Here is a 14,614-nt window from a genome sequence, read left to right as displayed (position 1 = left end):
CTCGTGGGCGCGGCCATGTAGAATCGGCCTTCGCCCACGAGAGGATTAACCGATGCGCCGCTTTCTGTTTGCTTGCCTGACCCTGCCCGCCCTGAACCTCGCCATGGCTGGCGATGCGCCCGTGCAAGGGGTATGGCAGGGCACCGTCGGCAAGGCCAATATCGTGGCTTGCTTCAACCAGCCCAGCACCACGCAAGGCTCTGACCGCAGCGGCAATTATTACTACACGCGCTACAAGACGCCGATCATGCTGTCCCGGCCCAACGGTAAAATCCTGTGGCAGGAACTCGACGCCAAGGGCAATACGACGGGCACGTGGAGCCTGGGCACGCCGCAAGGCGGCAAACTCACCGGCACGTGGACGGCCCCGAAAAGCGGCAAGAGCCTGCCCGTGGCCTTGACCCTGCTGGAAGCGGCGGGCGACCGCGAACACCCGTCGTGTGCCAGCGACGCCTACAATCTGGCGCTGGAAGACTTTCCCGCCACCAAGGTCAGCAAGCCCGTTACCTTCGAAGGCAAGCAATACCGCAACCTGCAAGTGGGCGACACCATCACGGTGGAGCTGATGGCGCCCGGCGACGGCGTGGCGAAAATCAATGCGCAGCTGCGCGCCGTGCTGGCGAAGAACAAGAAGGACCTGGAAGATTTCTATGCCACGCGCCGCGAATACCTGGGCCGCAACGGTTTCACGACGGAAGACGAAGTGTATGCGGATCCCACCTACTGGTCGCCGCGCTGGGTGACGGTGAAGTTCTACCGCTGGGCAGCCGGCTATGGCGCCAGCGGCATCTCCATCAAGTTCCGCACCTGGGATGTGAAAACGGGCCAGGAAACGGATGTGTGGAACTGGTTTGGCGCCAGCGCCAGCGATGGCGACGACAAGGCCGAGCTGCCGGACCGCCTGCGCCAGTCCCTCTTCAAGGGCGTGAAAATCGACGCCGAATGCAAGGGCACGGATTACGACGGCCGCGGCCGCTTCCACCTGTCATTGAAGCCGGAAGGCGTATCGTTCTGGCAAGACCCGAACGGCAGCGGCTGCGAAAACGACTTTTTACTGCCCTACAGCAAGGTCGGCCCCTTCCTCACCGTCAAGGGCCGTGCCGCGCTCAGCGATTTGCTGCCGAAGAACTAGCCACCCGCCTTGTCCACCGCCTCTGCCACCATCTCCGCCGTGGCGGCCGCCAGGGTCCAGCCCAGGTGGCCGTGGCCCGTGTTGTAGTACACGCCAGGCGCCTTGCCCGGTCCCACCTTCGGCAGCATGGCGGGCAGCATGGGACGCAAGCCGGCCCAGGGCACGACCTTGCGCGTATTCACGCCAGGAAAGCACTGCTCCACCCATCCCAATAGCGGGCGGATGCGGTCGGCGCGGATATCGTAATTGACGCCATTGAATTCGGCCGTACCCGCCACTCTTAACCGGTTGTCGCCCAGGCGGCTGCTGACCAGCTTGGTCGCATCGTCGAGCAGGCTGACGGACGGTGCGGCCGCGCGGCTGGCGGCATCGTCGAGCTGCACGGTAATCGAATAGCCTTTCACGGGATACACGTTGACATGGTCGCCCAGCATGGCCGCCATGGCGCGGCTGGCCGTGCCCGCGCAGACGACGACGGCGTCAAACACGGTGCTGTCCTCGCCTATGCTGACGCGCACCCTGCCGTGCTCGCGCGCCAGCGCCGTGACTTCCTCGCTATAGCGGCAGGCCACGCCCAGGCGCACGCAGGCGTCGGCAAGGCCGCTGGTGAATTTGTGGATGTCGCCCGTGGAGTCGCTGTCCGTGTAGTAGCCGCCGTAAAAGTCGCCCTGCAGCGCCGGCTCGATGGCGCGCATTTCCTGCGCCGTGACGGCGCGCCGCTGCAAGCCGCCTTGCGCCAGCAGGCGCGACACGCCGGCCGCCCGCTCGAAGCCTGCCTTGTCGCGGTAGACGTGCAGGATGCCGGCGCGGCGGTGATCGAAAGCTATGTTTTCCGCTTGCGCCCACGCAAACAAATGTTCGCGCGCGGCGATCGCCATGCGGGCCGTGGCGATGGTGTTGCGCTCGTAGGCGGGCATGGCGGCAAGAAACTCCGCAAACCAGCTCAGCTTGTGCCAGCTGGGCCAGGGATGCAGCAGCAGCGGCGCATCGCGGCGCGCCATCCATTTCAGGGCGTTCAAAATCGTTGCCTTGTGGTTCCACACTTCCGCGTGCGAGGCCGACAATTGCCCGCCGTTCGCATATGACGTTTCCATGGCGGCGTAGCGGTGGCGCTCGATCAGGGTCACGTCCACGCCCCGCTTGGCCAACGCATACGCCGTCGTCACGCCCGTAATCCCTCCGCCGATGACAGCCACCCGCCTCATTGCGGCGACACCTTGTGCACGACCGTGTCGCCCGCCTGCAACACGCGGCCGTCCAGCGCCAGCACGTCCATCCTGCGCACGGGCAAGCCTGAGCCACGCTGCAGCAAGGTCGAATGCGCCTCGCCCGCTTCGAACAATTGCGCCTCGCTCCACTGGCGCAAGCCGACGACGACGGGAAACAGCGCCAGCCCCTTTTGCGTCAGCACGTATTCCTGGTAGGCCGTGCCGTCCGAGGCGGGCGCGACCGTAAAAATGCCCTCTTCCACCAGGGTGTGCAGGCGGTCGGCCAGGATGTTCTTCGCCACGCCCAGGCTTTTCTGGAATTCGCCGAACCTGCGCATGCCGTCGAAGGCGTCGCGCACGATCAAGAGCGACCAGCGCTCGCCGATCACGTCGAGCGCGCGCGCCACGGGACAGGGGTCGGTTTTCAGGCTCTTGCGCTTGGCCATCGTCATGCTCCAGGATTGAGTGGTTGCATTTTAAAACTTCTCGGCGTAGACTCCAACTGGTTTTAATTTGAAACCACTTAATTTACCTCCCATGCGCGATACAACGACTCCCATCACGACAGCACTTCCCCCCACCCTCGTCTGGCTGTTTGCCACGGCCGCCGGCCTCAGCGTGGCCAATGTGTATTACGCCCAGCCCTTGCTCGCCACCCTGGCGCACGAATTCGGCATGACGGAGGCGGCCAGCGGCATGGTCATCACGGCCACGCAGATCGGCTGCGCGCTGGCCTTGCTGCTGCTGGTTCCCTTGGGCGACATGCTGAACCGGCGCCGGCTGACCCTGTTCCAGCTGGGCTTGCTGGCCATCACCCTGGTGGCGCTGGGCTGCGCCCGTTCCACGGCCGCCTTGCTAGGCGGCATGCTGCTGGTGGGCTTGCTGGGCACGGCCATGACGCAGGGTTTGATCGCCTATGCGGCCAGCGCGGCGGCCAGCCATGAACGGGGAAGAGTCGTCGGCATGGCGCAGGGCGGCGTGGTGATCGGCTTGCTGCTGGCGCGCACCCTGTCCGGCGTGGTGGCGGATCTGGCCGACTGGCGCGCCGTGTATTTTGTTTCGGCGGCCATCGCTTGCGCTTTGCTGTTGCTGCTGTGGCGCAAGCTGCCGCCGGCGCAGCCATCCAGTCAACGGCTGGCGTACGGCGCCCTGCTCGCCTCGATGCTGGACATGCTGCTGCACAACAAGGTGCTGCGCGTGCGCGGCATGCTGGCCCTGCTGATGTTTGCCGTCTTCAATATTTTCTGGAGCGCCCTGGTGCTGCCTTTGACGGCGCAAGGCTACAGCCATGCGGCCATCGGCGCGTTTGGCCTGGTCGGCGTGATCGGCGCGCTGGGCGCGGCGCGCGCCGGCACCATGGCGGACCAGGGCCGCGCGCAGTGGACGACGGGCGCGGCCCTGCTGCTGTTGCTGGCCGCGTGGCTGCCGCTCAGCTTTGCGGGCGCGGCCCTGTGGCCCTTAATCGTCGGCATCATCGCGCTGGACCTGGCTGGCCAGGCCATCCACGTGACGAACCAGAGCCTCATCTTCAAGGATGACAGCGACGCACACAGCCGCCTGGTGGCGTGCTACATGCTGTTTTATGCGGTGGGAAGCGGACTCGGTGCGATTGCCGCCACCAGCGTGTATGCGCTGGCGGGCTGGCATGGGGTATGCGCGCTGGGCGCGGCGGTCAGCTTGCTCGCCCTGCTGTTCTGGCGGCTGACCTTGCCTGCTGAAAAAGCTGAGTGATCAACGCTTAATTCAGCATGGCCGTGGCGGAACCATGGCGGTAGGTTTTCAAGGCATCGGGCTGGATCTGGATCAGCGAACCGCTGACTTTAATCAGGTGCAAGTCCGTCAGCTGGTGCAGCACGCGCGACAGGGTGGCGGGCGCCAGGTTCAGGAACGATGCCAGCAAACTTTTCTTCAGGTCCAGCTTGACCTCGTTCGAACGCTGCTGGTCCGAGGCCTGCAACAGATACTCGACCACGCGCTGGGTGGCGTTCTGCACGGAGCAGCGCTCCACGTTGCGGATAAAACCCATCAGATGGTGCGACAGGCTGTTCATCATCTGGCGCGCGATGCGCGGCGACTGGTCCAGCAGGCGCAGCAGCGCGTGCGGCGGGATGCGCAGCAGCAAGCAGTGCTCGAGCGCTTCGGCGCAGAATGGATACGGTTCATCGAGGAAAATCATGGCTTCGCCGAAGCTCTGGCCCGGACGGATCAGTTCCAGTACCTTGTCGGTCCCTTCCATGGAAAACACGCTCAGCTTGACGAGGCCGAAAACCACCACATAGGCGCCTTCCGCCACTTCGCCCTTGCGGAACAGCACTTTGCCTTTTTCCACTTCAACACGCACGACATCCTGGCGCAATTGCTCTAATTGCGAAGGGGAAATATGGCGGAACAGAGCCTGGCTCGATAGCAAGCCATCGACGTTGACCTTATGCATGACACTCTCTTATTAGATTAGCGAATGACTAAGAGTGTAATGGGCCGGCACGGTCAAGGCCATACGTCAAAGGAACTAGGGTTGTCTAGGCCGGAACGCCATGCAGATCAAACAATCGCGCATTGCTTGCGCACTATTTGCACTTTGTTTGATCTTTATTTGCTCAATTCGCGCTCGACCGCGTAGACGGCGATCTGCACGCGGCTGCTGAGCTTAAGCTTTTTGAGGATGTTTTGCACGTGGATTTTCACCGTGCTTTCGGCCACGTCGAGCTGGCGCGCGATTTCCTTGTTGCTCAGTCCTTGCGCCAGGCAGGCCATGGCTTCGCGTTCCCGCGGCGTCAGTTTGTCATAGTCTTCCTGGGGCGCGTTCTGCCCCGCGCGGAACTGCGACACGAGCTTGGCCGTCATGGCGTCGGCAATCACGGATTCGCCGGCGGCGGCGCGGCAAATGGCCTGCCCCAGCTGCTCGGCCTCGATATTTTTCAGCAGGTAGCCGCGCGCACCGGCGCGCAGGGCCGCACCGAGGTCGGCCGCGTTTTCCGACACGGTCAGCATCAGCACCACCATCTGCGGCAGGTCCTGCAGGATCAGCTGCAGTGCCTCGACGCCGGACACGCCGGGCATGTTCAAGTCCATCAGCACCACATCGGGCCGCAGTTCGGCCGTCAGGCGCACGCCGTCGAGCCCGTTCGATGCCTCGCCCACCACCTGGAATTGAGGATTGCGCTGCAATAGCAGCTTGACGCCGCTGCGCAGCAAGGTGTGGTCGTCGACCAGCAGGATTTTGATTGGTGCGTTCACGTGTTTGTTGCCTGATAAAGATGATTCATTTGTTACGCGGCCTGGCGCCGGGCTGCCGGCAAGGCCAGCGAGATCGTCGTGCCGCCGCCGGGCGTGCTGTCGATGGCAAATTGCGCACCGAGCCGCTCGGCTCTTTCCTGCATGATACGCAAGCCGATCTGCAATTCCGTTTTCTTGTCGCGCAGGTTGGCGGCGAAGCCTTCGCCATCGTCGCGCACCTGCAGCGCAAAATCGCGCCCGTTGTCCACGCGCAGCGCCACGTTGCTCGCTTGCGCATGCTTGCGGATATTCGACAGCGCTTCCTGCACGATGAACAATATCTGCAGTTGTTGCTCGGGAGCCAGCGGCGCGCCGTTGCCGCTCATCTCCAGGGTACCGACGACACCCGTCTGCAGCTCGAACTTGGCCAGCACTTCGCTGAGTTTGCTTTCGAGGTCGCTGCCATGCCAGCGCGTGCGGAAATTGACCAGCAATTCGCGCACGTCCTGGTAGCTTTGTTCGACGCCCATGCGCATCAGCGGCAATACTTCGGCCGCTTCGTCGAGCTGGCCGCGGCGCACGGAATCGTCGAGCATCTGCACTTGCAGGCTGATGAAGTTCAGGCTTTGCGCGATGCTGTCATGCAAGCCTTCGGCCAGCAGGCTGCGTTCGCGCGCCACGGCAAATTCCTTTTCACGCGCGATCAGGCGCTGGTTTTCAATGGCGATGCCCAGGCTCTGGCCCAGCGTTTCCAGCCAGCCCTGCTGCTGCGCCTGCACGGCTTGCGGGCGCGCAAAGTGCAGCGAAAAACTGCCGACGACCTGTTCGCGCGCAAGGATGGGAAAGACGGCGATGGCGATGAAACCTTCGTCCTGGCAACGATAGCGCTGCAGCGCATCGACCTGGCGGAAATCGCGGATCTGGATCACGCCCTGCGCCACGGCCGCGCCGCACAGGCAATCGTTGTTGCGGATGCAGTGCTCCTCTTCCACCATGGCGTCGGAAATGCCCTCGTGCACGATGATGTGCACGGTGTCCTGCTGCGGATCGAGGATGCGCACGGTGCCGCCTTCGGCCTGCGCGAACTGCATCACATGGCGCAGGAAGCCACGGCACAGCGCGTCGATGGCGTGCTGTCCCGCCAGCAAGGTGGAAATCTCGTGCAGGGTGGCCAGCTGGCGTTCCTGCGCGGCGCTCAGGCCCGATGCGGCTTGCGCCAGGCGGCGCTGGCGCCAGCGCGACGCTGGAAGTTGTTTGCGGGAAGGTTGACTGCGCGGCGCATGCATGAAGAACTCGAATCTGAAAAGTGGTGCGCCCGGCAAGCGCTGCGGCCTGCCGGGCTGATAAAGGTTACAAACGGGTTACAAACGGATCTCGGTACCGAGCAGTTTGACGAACTGCGCCAGCCAGGCCGGATGCGCAGGCCAGGCAGGCGCCGTGACGAACTGGCCATCCGTGACAGCGTCCGTGACGGCGATGTCGGCATACGTGCCGCCCGCCAGTGTCACTTCCGGCGCGCAGGCGGGATAGGCGGAAATGCGCTTGCCACGGATGACGTCGGCGGCGGCCAGCAATTGCGCGCCATGGCAGACGGCGGCGACGGGCTTGCCCGCCTCGGCGAAATGGCGCACGGCGGCGATGACGTTCTTGTTCAGACGCAGGTATTCGGGCGCGCGGCCGCCGGCGATCATCACGGCGTCATAGTCGGCCGGGTCGATCTCGTCGAAGCTGGCGTTCAGGGTGAACAGATGGCCCGGCTTTTCCGTGTAGGTCTGGTCGCCCTCGAAATCGTGGATAGCCGTCTTGATCGTCTCGCCGCTTTTCTTGCCGGGGCAGACGGCATGCACGGTATGGCCGAGCATCAGCAGGGCCTGGAACGGCACCATCGTTTCATAATCTTCTGCAAAATCGCCGGTCAAAAACAGAATTTTCTTCGCTGCCATTTAGTTCTCCTATGAAAGATTGATGCCGCAAGGCGTATCTTAGCGCGACTTGGCAACCATACTGGATATTTATCAAACTTTTGCGCCTTGATCGAGGATTTTACAGGCTGAGGCAGAATTATTTGCAGCCTCGCCGGTCAAATCAAGCACACCTCCTTGAAAGGCCGGGCCATGGACAGCAGCAGCGGCAATATCCTCATACGTATCTTCGACCACTTGCCCGATGCCGAGCGCGCCCGCAACCGGCTGCTGGCCGAAGGTTTTCCCGCTCACGCCGTGCAACTGGACGCGGGCGACGACGAGGCCGGCCCCGTGCAGGGCAATTTTACGGTCGGCAATCGCGACACCCTCACCAGCCGGCTGGAACGCGTGATCAATGCCCTGTTCGGCGGCGACAACCATATGTACCGGCGCAACTATGGCAAGACGGCGTTTCGCGGCATGGTGCGCCTGGTGGTGGCCACGCGCCATGCCGATGAGCAAGAACGCGCGCACGCCATCGTGCAAGCGTGCGGCGGCAACGATATCGAACAGCGCACGGCCCGCTGCGGCCAGGACAGGCACGGCGGCGTGGCGGCCCTGTCGCGCTAGCAGGGGTGCACAGCAAGGAGAACGAGATGGACGTCACATGGGTGCTCGTGGCCGACAGCAGCCGCGCGCGGCTGTTTGCGCTGGGACAGCAAAACCAGCTGGGCGAGCTGCAAGACTTTGTCAATCCGGCGGGCCGTGACAACGATAACGCCTTGAACAGCGACGCCAGCGGACGCTTCGGCAGCGGCATGCGCGCCGGTACGCAAGCGGGCACGCAGGCGCACACGGCCGAGCCACAGGTGACACCCGTCGAGCATGCGAACGAACAGTTTGCCCGGCAGATCGCGCAGGTGTTGCAGCAGAGCCTGCAGCAACGGCGCTACAGCAAGCTGTGCCTGGTCGCCGCGCCGAAGTTCCTGGGACAATTGCGTCTAAGGCTCGATGCCCAGGTGAAAAAACGGCTCAACCATGCCCTTGCCAGGGATGTCGCCAGCATGAACGTGCCGCAACTGGAAGCCTATCTGCAGCAAGCGCTGGACAGGAACGGCGGCGGCAGCTGAATGGCATGCGGCCCGGCGCCCTCCGCAAGCAGGCACAATCTGTGGCAAGATCTGCATTCTTTCTTTCAAAACCGGAACTTGCCATGATTTTTGAAATTGCCCACATCCAGATCAAATCAGCCACGCACGCTGCCTTCGAAGCGGCCGTGACGAAAGCCGTCCCCCTGTTCCAGCGCGCACGCGGCTGCGAATCGATGCGTCTGGAGCGCTCGATCGAAAACGGCGACGCCTACCGCCTGGTAGTCGGCTGGACCACCCTGGAAGACCATACCGTGCATTTCCGCGGCAGCGAGGACTTCCAGGCATGGCGCGGCCTGGTCGGTGAATTTTTCGCCGCACCGCCGCAGGTCGAGCACATGGATACGGTGGTGACGGGGTTCTAGACAGGCACCTACACTGCGGGGTGGTGGAAGACCTGCCGCAAATACGCGAGGAAAGTTTCATCCTTGCACAGGGTCTTGCCCGGCGAATCCGATAATTTCGCCACGGACTGGCCATTGCAGCGCACCAGTTTCATGACGATGTTGAGCGGCGTCAAACCGACGTCGTTGGTGAGATTGGTGCCGATGCCAAAGCCCGTCATGATGCGGTCGGCGAAGTGCTGGTACAGGGCGAAGGCCTTGTCCAGGTCCAGGCCGTCGGAAAACACGAGGCGCTTGGTATTGGCGTCGATGCGCAGGGCCGCGTAGTGCGCCAGCGCCTTCTCGCCCCACTCGACGGGGTCGCCCGAATCGTGGCGCAAGCCGTCGAACAGCTTGGCGAAATACAGGTCGAAATCGGCCAGGAACGCATCCATGCCCACCACGTCCGTCAGGGCGATGCCCAGGTCGCCCCGGTATTCCTGCACCCAGTCTTCCAGTGCCGCCTTTTGAAAATCGCGCAGGCGCACGCCGAAGGACTGGAACGATTGCATGTACTCATGCGCCATGGTGCCGATTGGCACGATACCCAGCTTTTTTGCCAGGTAGACATTCGACGTGCCCTTGAAATACTCGGGCACGTCGCGCGCCAGGCGCTGCACCACCTCGTCGTGCCAGGCGCCGGAAAAACGCCGGCGCACGCCGAAATCGGAAAATTCAAACGGATGCTTGCGCCGCGGCAGCTTGCCGAATTCCTTGACGGCTTCCACTTTCAAGCCCAGGCGGTGGCGCCCTTCGCGCATGGCGGCGTCGAGGTCGAAACGGCGGAAATACAGTTCGTTGATAATGTACAGCACGAAAATCTCGAAGCCCATCACATGCACTTGCGGCCCGGCCGCGTGCACGAGCAAGGTGTCGCCATCCGTGCTCACGTCGATGAACTTGCGCTGGAAGCGGAACACGGTCAAAAAGTCGACGAAGTCGCTCTTCATGAAGCGCAGGGTGCGCAGATAGGCCAGCTCGTCGTCGGCAAACGACATCGAGCACAGGTGGTCGAGCTGCTCTTCCAGCTCGCCCTTCAGTTCGGCCAGGGGAAAAGCGGTGGCGTTGCGGCAGACAAATTCGTATTCGGTATGGGTATTCGGATGACCGTGCAGCAAGGCTTGCCACATTGTAAATTTATACAGATCGGTTTCCAGCAAACTGCGCACTATCGGGGTCATGTGTGTTTTCTCCAACTTCCTGAAGCCAGAATAGTACGCCACTGCAAGCATTTCAGCAGGGTCCGCTTGCAGGACAGCATCAATTGCCTGCGTTGGCCAGCAGTTCAGACAAGACGTCGGCGGATGTCGCCAGCCGCGCGCCGCGCTCGTGCATGGCGGCAAGGAAGTCGCGCTGCTGCGCTGCAAAGCCCGTGACGGGACTCATGCAGTCCGTCAGCAAGACCAGGCGCGACAGGGCTGGCTTGCCTTGCTGCGCTTCCAGGTAGTCGGCGATGTGCTCGGTGCTGGCTTTCACGCAATGGCTGCCCGCTTCGCCGCAGATATAAATCTGCTGCGCCGGCAGCAGGGTGGCGAGGAAATCCAGGTTCAGCTGGGTGGCCGCATCCTGCGCATCGGGCACCTCCGCCATGACGGCCGAGTAATGCTCGGTCCACGGATTGGAACCCTTGCTCAGCTTGGCGACCACTTGCAGGTGATCCACTTCCCAGGCATTGTAGGCGGCGCGCACGGCCGCATGGATATTTTGCCCCCAGCTGCCGATCTCGCAATGCACGGGCCACACCATCAGCTGATAGCGCCCCGCTTGCTGCAAGGCATCGAGGTAGGCCAGCGCGCGCGGCAGGGCATCGCTGGCGGCGGGCAGGAACAATCGGTCGCGCACTTGCCGGGCAGTGATCTGCGTAAACGGCGGCACGGCGCCGCCATCGCCCGTGCGCCAGAAGGCCGGGTGGGCGATGTCGTAGCGGTGGTGGGCGTCGAGGGTTACGCTGATCTGCGTCAGGCCATTGCCCCCTTCGAGTATCAGCTGCGCCACGCGCAGCATGTCGGCGTGGGCGCCGGGCACGGCCAGCGCCGGTGCGGCACCTGGCGGCAGCCATTCGGCGGGCAAGTCGCAAAAATCGTTTTGCGGGTCGATGACGAGCAGGTGCAACTGGCGTTTCATGGCGGTCCTCGTGCGTGGCGGGAACTTGCATGATAATGGCAACATCGCCATCACGCCAATCCAGTATCCGCCATGCATCTTCCAGATCGTAATAACTTGCGTCCAAACAAATTACTCAACAGCAAATGGACGGCCGTGACACCGGCCAACAAGGAGAAGCACTTCCTCGTCATCAAGGTGTGCGCCGCGGCCACGCCGGATGAACCCGTCACGCACGTGGAGCTGGAAGCCGTGCATTCGGGCAGAGTGCAGATCCTGCCCTGGCGCGCGCTACAGGATGCGGCGCAATGGCATCAGGGGTGGAAGACATAACGGCGCTGGCGCCGCTCGACCAGCTGCAATGCCACCTCGGCCGCTTCGCTGACGGCTTCGGCTTCCGTCGCGAACGGATGGTCGGCCAGCACGCGGTGCTTTTTGACGATATTGTTCCTGTGCATGGGATTGTTCGAGGGGGTGTACAGGGACACATAGGCGCCCCACAGTTTGCAACCGCGTAAGGGTTCCGCCGTGTAATTTATTTCATACGTATCAACGTACTTTATCGGCACGATGTTTGCTCCAAAAATGACATCCCCGGGTAGCCTGTCTCAACGGCCCTACCCGGCGTAGGGTTGGAATACATGCAATCGCGCTTGCTCAGGATACTCACCTACTTATCTGCTTTTTATTACGCGGCACAGGGAAAAACTGGAACGCCTGCCTGGTTTCCAGGCATGGCGGCACGCCCACTGAAAGTATAGACGATGCGAAAAAATTATGAGAAGGCAACTCTGTACTGAACGCCGCAGGCGCCTGCCCTATTTCGCCGCCTCGGCGGCGGCATGCATGGACCAGACGACGCTGAGGATTTTCCATTGGCCATCGCGCTTGACCATCTGCCACGCTTCGACGCCATAGTTGGACAATTTATCGCCGACGAGAAATTCGTAGTCGAAGTTGACCCACGCCACATGGCGGTCCTGGGTGATCTTGACGTTGTAGAATTTTTCTTCCGTGCGCAGGGGTTCGCGTTTGATGTAGTTGGCGAAACCGACGTAGCCGGCCGCCGCGACGCCGTCGAAGTGGACGTCCGTCGTGTCGCGCATTTTCTGGATGAAAGCGTCATCGGCCGGCGAGGCGAACAGGATGTTCGTGTGCAGCAGCAGCGACGACAGCAGCTTGACGTCCTTGGCGATCAGCGCCGCCTGGAAGTCGGCGACGACTTTTTCGATGGCGCGGATATCCTCGGGCGTGGAGGCATGGCGGCCCACGTGGGGCGGCGCCACCGGTGCCGTCTGTGCCAGCGCAATGCCTGCTGAAAACAAAGAACATCCGAACAGTACTGCGCTGGCCAACTTGTGCATGAGGGACTTTCATGGCGAACGGCTCGCCGGGCTAGCACGGGGCGTGCCGCCGGCAAGCTTATGCCAACCATATTAGATTGGCAATCCCCCATTGGAACTAGAGCGTCACCAAACTCAGGCAGCCAGGGCCTCGATCGACGCGCGGCCCTTGGCGACGGCGCTGGCGACGGCGTCCTCGCCCATGGCCACGCCTTCGGCTTGCACGAACTCGATGTCGGTGATGCCGATGAAGCCCAGCGCCGTGCGCAGATAGGTACTCAGGTAGTCATACGCGGCGCCAGGGCCTTCGCTGTAGACGCCGCCGCTGGCCGTGAAAATCACGGCTTTCTTGCCCGTGGCCAGGCCAACGGGACCATTGGCCGTGTACTGGAAGGTGCGGCCCGCGCGCGCCACATGGTCGATCCACGCCTTCAGGGTCGACGGCACGGAAAAATTGTACATGGGCGCGGCCAGCACCAGCACGTCGGCGGCCAGCAATTCATCGACCAGGGTATCGGACAATTGCACGGCCGCTGCCGACTGCGCGCTGCGCTGCTCGGCCGGCGTGAAGAAGGCGCCCATCACCTCTTCCGTCAGGTGCGGCACCGGTTGCGCCGCCAGATCGCGCACGACGATGGTGTCGCCTTGCGCGGCCAGTTTGGCGACGAATTCGCCCGACAATTGACGCGACAGGGAACCGCTGTTGCGCACGCTGCTATTGATGTGTAGTACGTTTGCCATGATGCACTCCTTCAAGAACGATAGATGGGGGGTGCGGCGTTTGCTGCACTTGCACACATCATAGTTCGGGTCTACTATCGATGAAACCGTGTAAATATAAATGATTAGCATCGAATTTCTAGATATGGAGCCAGCATGAGAGAACCGGGCCAGCCTTCGCTCGACCAGTTGCGCGTGTTCGTCGCCGTCATCGACGCGGGCGGCTTCGCCCACGCGGCGCGCCAGCTGCACCGCACGCAGTCGGTGATCAGCTACACCATCGCCAACCTGGAAGAACAACTGAATGTGGTGCTGCTCGACCGTGGCAAGCGCAAGCCCACCCTGACGGACGCGGGCAAGGCCCTGCTGGCCGATGCGCGTGCCGTGGCCTTGAAGGTCGATGGCATGCGCGCGCGCGCCAAGGCGCTGGCCGGCGGGCTGGAAGCGGAAGTGTCGGTGGTGGTCGACGTGATGTTTCCCACCTGCGTGCTGGTGCGCGTGCTCGAAGCGTTCCAGGCGCAGTTCCCCACCGTCGCCCTGCGCTTGCGCATCGAAGCGATGGGCGCCGTGGCGCAGCTGGTGATGGATGGCAGCTGCCACATCGGCCTCGGTGGCTGGATGACGTCCACGGCCAGCGTCTTCGAACGCCTGGCCGTGGGCCACGTGCGCCTGATTCCCGTGGCCGCCCCCAGCCACGCGCTGGCGCAGCTGGCCGGGCCGATCGCGTCCAACGTGGCGCGCGAACACGTGCAGCTGGTGCTCAGCGACCGCAGCGTGCTGACGCAGGGCCAGGATTTCGGCGTGCTGGGATTGCGCAACTGGCGCCTGGGCGACCTCGGCTCCAAGCACGCGCTGCTGCGCGCCGGACTTGGCTGGGGCAATATGCCCGAGGCGATGGTGCGCGAGGACCTGGCCGAAGGCCGCCTGGTGCACCTGCCGCTGGCTGTCGACAATGGCGAGAATTACCCGATTTATCTGATCCAGCGCGCCGACACGCCGCCGGGGCAGGCGGGCAAGTGGCTCACTGAACGTTTTGCGGAGCAGTTGCCGTTGCTGGAACAAGTCTTCTAGATGCGCGCGCGGGGGGGTATCATGCGTGGGCAAGCCCCAAACAACTGCTGGGGTCAGACGGGGACGCCGAGTCCCTCAACACCGCCAACGCAAAGCTCAGTGCCAACGTGTCCGGGGGTCTGACCCCGATTTCAGACACAACCTTGAAGAGATTCACATGGCCGGCATCGACGACTTCGTCAACAAACAAAAACCGGGTGCGCGCTTCGTCATCACGGCGCAGATGCTGCGCATGACGCCGCAGCAATTTGATTCACTGGCGCAGGAATGGATGGAAGACGGCGGCCCCGGCTTCGACGTGGCCGGCATCCCGCACCGGGTCGTCGTCGACGGGCAGTTTTATATCGGCAGGCTCACCGTGCAGCGGCACGGCGAGCCTGAATAAA

19 protein-coding genes are annotated in these 14,614 nt (G+C 62.9%); 8 read left to right on the top strand and 11 right to left on the bottom strand.

Features of this window, described 5'->3' with window-relative positions; translation table 11 throughout:
• Positions 1-52 precede the first annotated feature (52 nt).
• On the top strand, positions 53-1,132 hold the full coding sequence (locus KO539_RS29060) for a hypothetical protein (RefSeq protein ID WP_099400893.1): 1,080 nt from the start codon (positions 53-55) through the stop codon (positions 1,130-1,132).
• Here the strand turns inward: KO539_RS29060 and KO539_RS29055 are convergent.
• Together KO539_RS29055 and KO539_RS29050 are read right to left on the bottom strand one after the other, a co-directional pair.
• Positions 1,129-2,337, bottom strand: a complete 1,209-nt coding sequence (locus KO539_RS29055) for a D-amino acid dehydrogenase (protein WP_219313754.1) — start codon at positions 2,335-2,337, stop codon at positions 1,129-1,131. The two genes, KO539_RS29060 and KO539_RS29055, sit on opposite strands and share 4 nt — an antisense overlap.
• A complete protein-coding gene (locus tag KO539_RS29050) occupies positions 2,334-2,786 on the bottom strand; it encodes a helix-turn-helix domain-containing protein (protein WP_219313752.1) in 453 nt (150 codons plus the stop codon). Before KO539_RS29050 ends, KO539_RS29055 begins: the two co-directional genes overlap by 4 nt.
• Positions 2,787-2,877: 91 nt before the next feature.
• Between KO539_RS29050 and KO539_RS29045 the strand changes: the two genes are divergently transcribed.
• Positions 2,878-4,071, top strand: a complete 1,194-nt coding sequence (locus tag KO539_RS29045) for an MFS transporter (protein WP_219313750.1) — start codon at positions 2,878-2,880, stop codon at positions 4,069-4,071.
• Positions 4,072-4,078: 7 nt separating this feature from the next.
• On the opposite strand, the gene KO539_RS29040 is transcribed toward KO539_RS29045, so the two are convergent.
• The 4 genes from KO539_RS29040 to KO539_RS29025 form a co-directional block, all read right to left on the bottom strand.
• Positions 4,079-4,774, bottom strand: coding sequence for a Crp/Fnr family transcriptional regulator (locus KO539_RS29040; protein ID WP_034759676.1), 696 nt, complete (start codon positions 4,772-4,774; stop codon positions 4,079-4,081).
• Positions 4,775-4,929: 155 nt separating this feature from the next.
• Positions 4,930-5,577 (bottom strand): response regulator, encoded by a 648-nt coding sequence (locus KO539_RS29035; RefSeq protein WP_099400890.1) that lies wholly within the window; start codon positions 5,575-5,577, stop codon positions 4,930-4,932.
• 32 nt (positions 5,578-5,609) lie between these two features.
• The gene (locus KO539_RS29030) at positions 5,610-6,842 is read right to left on the bottom strand and encodes a GAF domain-containing protein (protein WP_099400889.1); all 1,233 of its coding nucleotides are present in this window, start codon (positions 6,840-6,842) and stop codon (positions 5,610-5,612) included.
• Positions 6,843-6,917: 75 nt separating this feature from the next.
• Positions 6,918-7,499, bottom strand: a complete 582-nt coding sequence (locus KO539_RS29025; RefSeq protein WP_035825518.1) for a DJ-1/PfpI family protein — start codon at positions 7,497-7,499, stop codon at positions 6,918-6,920.
• Positions 7,500-7,670: 171 nt separating this feature from the next.
• Here KO539_RS29025 and KO539_RS29020 point away from each other — a divergent pair, with 171 nt between their 5' ends.
• The 3 genes from KO539_RS29020 to KO539_RS29010 all read left to right on the top strand — a co-directional run bounded on the left by KO539_RS29020 (position 7,671) and on the right by KO539_RS29010 (position 8,973).
• The gene (locus KO539_RS29020) at positions 7,671-8,090 is read left to right on the top strand and encodes a hypothetical protein (RefSeq protein WP_219313749.1); all 420 of its coding nucleotides are present in this window, start codon (positions 7,671-7,673) and stop codon (positions 8,088-8,090) included.
• A 26-nt stretch (positions 8,091-8,116) separates the two neighbouring features.
• Entirely contained in the window at positions 8,117-8,590 is a 474-nt protein-coding gene (locus KO539_RS29015; RefSeq protein WP_219313747.1) for a host attachment protein, read from the top strand.
• Positions 8,591-8,673: 83 nt separating this feature from the next.
• Entirely contained in the window at positions 8,674-8,973 is a 300-nt protein-coding gene (locus KO539_RS29010) for an antibiotic biosynthesis monooxygenase (protein ID WP_035825510.1), read from the top strand.
• An 8-nt stretch (positions 8,974-8,981) separates the two neighbouring features.
• On the opposite strand, the gene pncB is transcribed toward KO539_RS29010, so the two are convergent.
• Both pncB and KO539_RS29000 read right to left on the bottom strand, forming a co-directional pair.
• Positions 8,982-10,172, bottom strand: a complete 1,191-nt coding sequence (pncB, locus tag KO539_RS29005; RefSeq protein ID WP_034759704.1) for a nicotinate phosphoribosyltransferase — start codon at positions 10,170-10,172, stop codon at positions 8,982-8,984.
• Between the two features lie 79 nt (positions 10,173-10,251).
• Positions 10,252-11,115 (bottom strand): cysteine hydrolase, encoded by an 864-nt coding sequence (locus KO539_RS29000; RefSeq protein ID WP_219313744.1) that lies wholly within the window; start codon positions 11,113-11,115, stop codon positions 10,252-10,254.
• A gap of 72 nt (positions 11,116-11,187) precedes the next feature.
• Here KO539_RS29000 and KO539_RS28995 point away from each other — a divergent pair, with 72 nt between their 5' ends.
• Positions 11,188-11,427 (top strand): TIGR02450 family Trp-rich protein, encoded by a 240-nt coding sequence (locus KO539_RS28995; RefSeq protein ID WP_219313742.1) that lies wholly within the window; start codon positions 11,188-11,190, stop codon positions 11,425-11,427.
• Here the strand turns inward: KO539_RS28995 and KO539_RS30505 are convergent.
• The 3 genes from KO539_RS30505 to KO539_RS28980 form a co-directional block, all read right to left on the bottom strand.
• The gene (locus KO539_RS30505; protein ID WP_217916871.1) at positions 11,409-11,552 is read right to left on the bottom strand and encodes a hypothetical protein; all 144 of its coding nucleotides are present in this window, start codon (positions 11,550-11,552) and stop codon (positions 11,409-11,411) included. The genes KO539_RS28995 and KO539_RS30505 overlap by 19 nt on opposite strands.
• A gap of 360 nt (positions 11,553-11,912) precedes the next feature.
• Complete coding sequence (locus KO539_RS28985; RefSeq protein WP_219313740.1) at positions 11,913-12,419, bottom strand: hypothetical protein; 507 nt, start codon at positions 12,417-12,419, stop codon at positions 11,913-11,915.
• A 153-nt stretch (positions 12,420-12,572) separates the two neighbouring features.
• On the bottom strand, positions 12,573-13,178 hold the full coding sequence (locus KO539_RS28980) for an FMN-dependent NADH-azoreductase (protein WP_219313739.1): 606 nt from the start codon (positions 13,176-13,178) through the stop codon (positions 12,573-12,575).
• A 135-nt stretch (positions 13,179-13,313) separates the two neighbouring features.
• Here KO539_RS28980 and KO539_RS28975 point away from each other — a divergent pair, with 135 nt between their 5' ends.
• Positions 13,314-14,228 (top strand): LysR family transcriptional regulator, encoded by a 915-nt coding sequence (locus tag KO539_RS28975; RefSeq protein ID WP_219313737.1) that lies wholly within the window; start codon positions 13,314-13,316, stop codon positions 14,226-14,228.
• Between the two features lie 157 nt (positions 14,229-14,385).
• Positions 14,386-14,613, top strand: coding sequence for a hypothetical protein (locus KO539_RS28970; RefSeq protein ID WP_035825496.1), 228 nt, complete (start codon positions 14,386-14,388; stop codon positions 14,611-14,613).
• Position 14,614: the final 1 nt, after the last annotated feature.

Origin of the sequence: Janthinobacterium sp. NKUCC06_STL (assembly GCF_019345455.1) — a bacterium.
In the GTDB taxonomy this organism is placed as follows: Bacteria; Pseudomonadota; Gammaproteobacteria; order Burkholderiales; family Burkholderiaceae_D; genus Janthinobacterium; species Janthinobacterium rivuli.
Note: the sequence above shows the minus strand (reverse complement) of the source record. Positions and strands in the feature narration are given on the sequence as shown.

What these genes read in the sequence shown, in the direction of transcription:
- KO539_RS29060 (WP_099400893.1), top strand. Translation starts at nt 53, where the DNA reads ATGCGCCGCTTTCTGTTTGCTTGCCTGACCCTGCCCGCCCTGAACCTC.
- KO539_RS29055 (WP_219313754.1), bottom strand. Translation starts at nt 2,337, where the DNA reads ATGAGGCGGGTGGCTGTCATCGGCGGAGGGATTACGGGCGTGACGACG.
- KO539_RS29050 (WP_219313752.1), bottom strand. Translation starts at nt 2,786, where the DNA reads ATGGCCAAGCGCAAGAGCCTGAAAACCGACCCCTGTCCCGTGGCGCGC.
- KO539_RS29045 (WP_219313750.1), top strand. Translation starts at nt 2,878, where the DNA reads ATGCGCGATACAACGACTCCCATCACGACAGCACTTCCCCCCACCCTC.
- KO539_RS29040 (WP_034759676.1), bottom strand. Translation starts at nt 4,774, where the DNA reads ATGCATAAGGTCAACGTCGATGGCTTGCTATCGAGCCAGGCTCTGTTC.
- KO539_RS29030 (WP_099400889.1), bottom strand. Translation starts at nt 6,842, where the DNA reads ATGCATGCGCCGCGCAGTCAACCTTCCCGCAAACAACTTCCAGCGTCG.
- KO539_RS29025 (WP_035825518.1), bottom strand. Translation starts at nt 7,499, where the DNA reads ATGGCAGCGAAGAAAATTCTGTTTTTGACCGGCGATTTTGCAGAAGAT.
- KO539_RS29020 (WP_219313749.1), top strand. Translation starts at nt 7,671, where the DNA reads ATGGACAGCAGCAGCGGCAATATCCTCATACGTATCTTCGACCACTTG.
- KO539_RS29015 (WP_219313747.1), top strand. Translation starts at nt 8,117, where the DNA reads ATGGACGTCACATGGGTGCTCGTGGCCGACAGCAGCCGCGCGCGGCTG.
- KO539_RS29010 (WP_035825510.1), top strand. Translation starts at nt 8,674, where the DNA reads ATGATTTTTGAAATTGCCCACATCCAGATCAAATCAGCCACGCACGCT.
- pncB (WP_034759704.1), bottom strand. Translation starts at nt 10,172, where the DNA reads ATGACCCCGATAGTGCGCAGTTTGCTGGAAACCGATCTGTATAAATTT.
- KO539_RS29000 (WP_219313744.1), bottom strand. Translation starts at nt 11,115, where the DNA reads ATGAAACGCCAGTTGCACCTGCTCGTCATCGACCCGCAAAACGATTTT.
- KO539_RS28995 (WP_219313742.1), top strand. Translation starts at nt 11,188, where the DNA reads ATGCATCTTCCAGATCGTAATAACTTGCGTCCAAACAAATTACTCAAC.
- KO539_RS30505 (WP_217916871.1), bottom strand. Translation starts at nt 11,552, where the DNA reads ATGCACAGGAACAATATCGTCAAAAAGCACCGCGTGCTGGCCGACCAT.
- KO539_RS28980 (WP_219313739.1), bottom strand. Translation starts at nt 13,178, where the DNA reads ATGGCAAACGTACTACACATCAATAGCAGCGTGCGCAACAGCGGTTCC.
- KO539_RS28975 (WP_219313737.1), top strand. Translation starts at nt 13,314, where the DNA reads ATGAGAGAACCGGGCCAGCCTTCGCTCGACCAGTTGCGCGTGTTCGTC.
- KO539_RS28970 (WP_035825496.1), top strand. Translation starts at nt 14,386, where the DNA reads ATGGCCGGCATCGACGACTTCGTCAACAAACAAAAACCGGGTGCGCGC.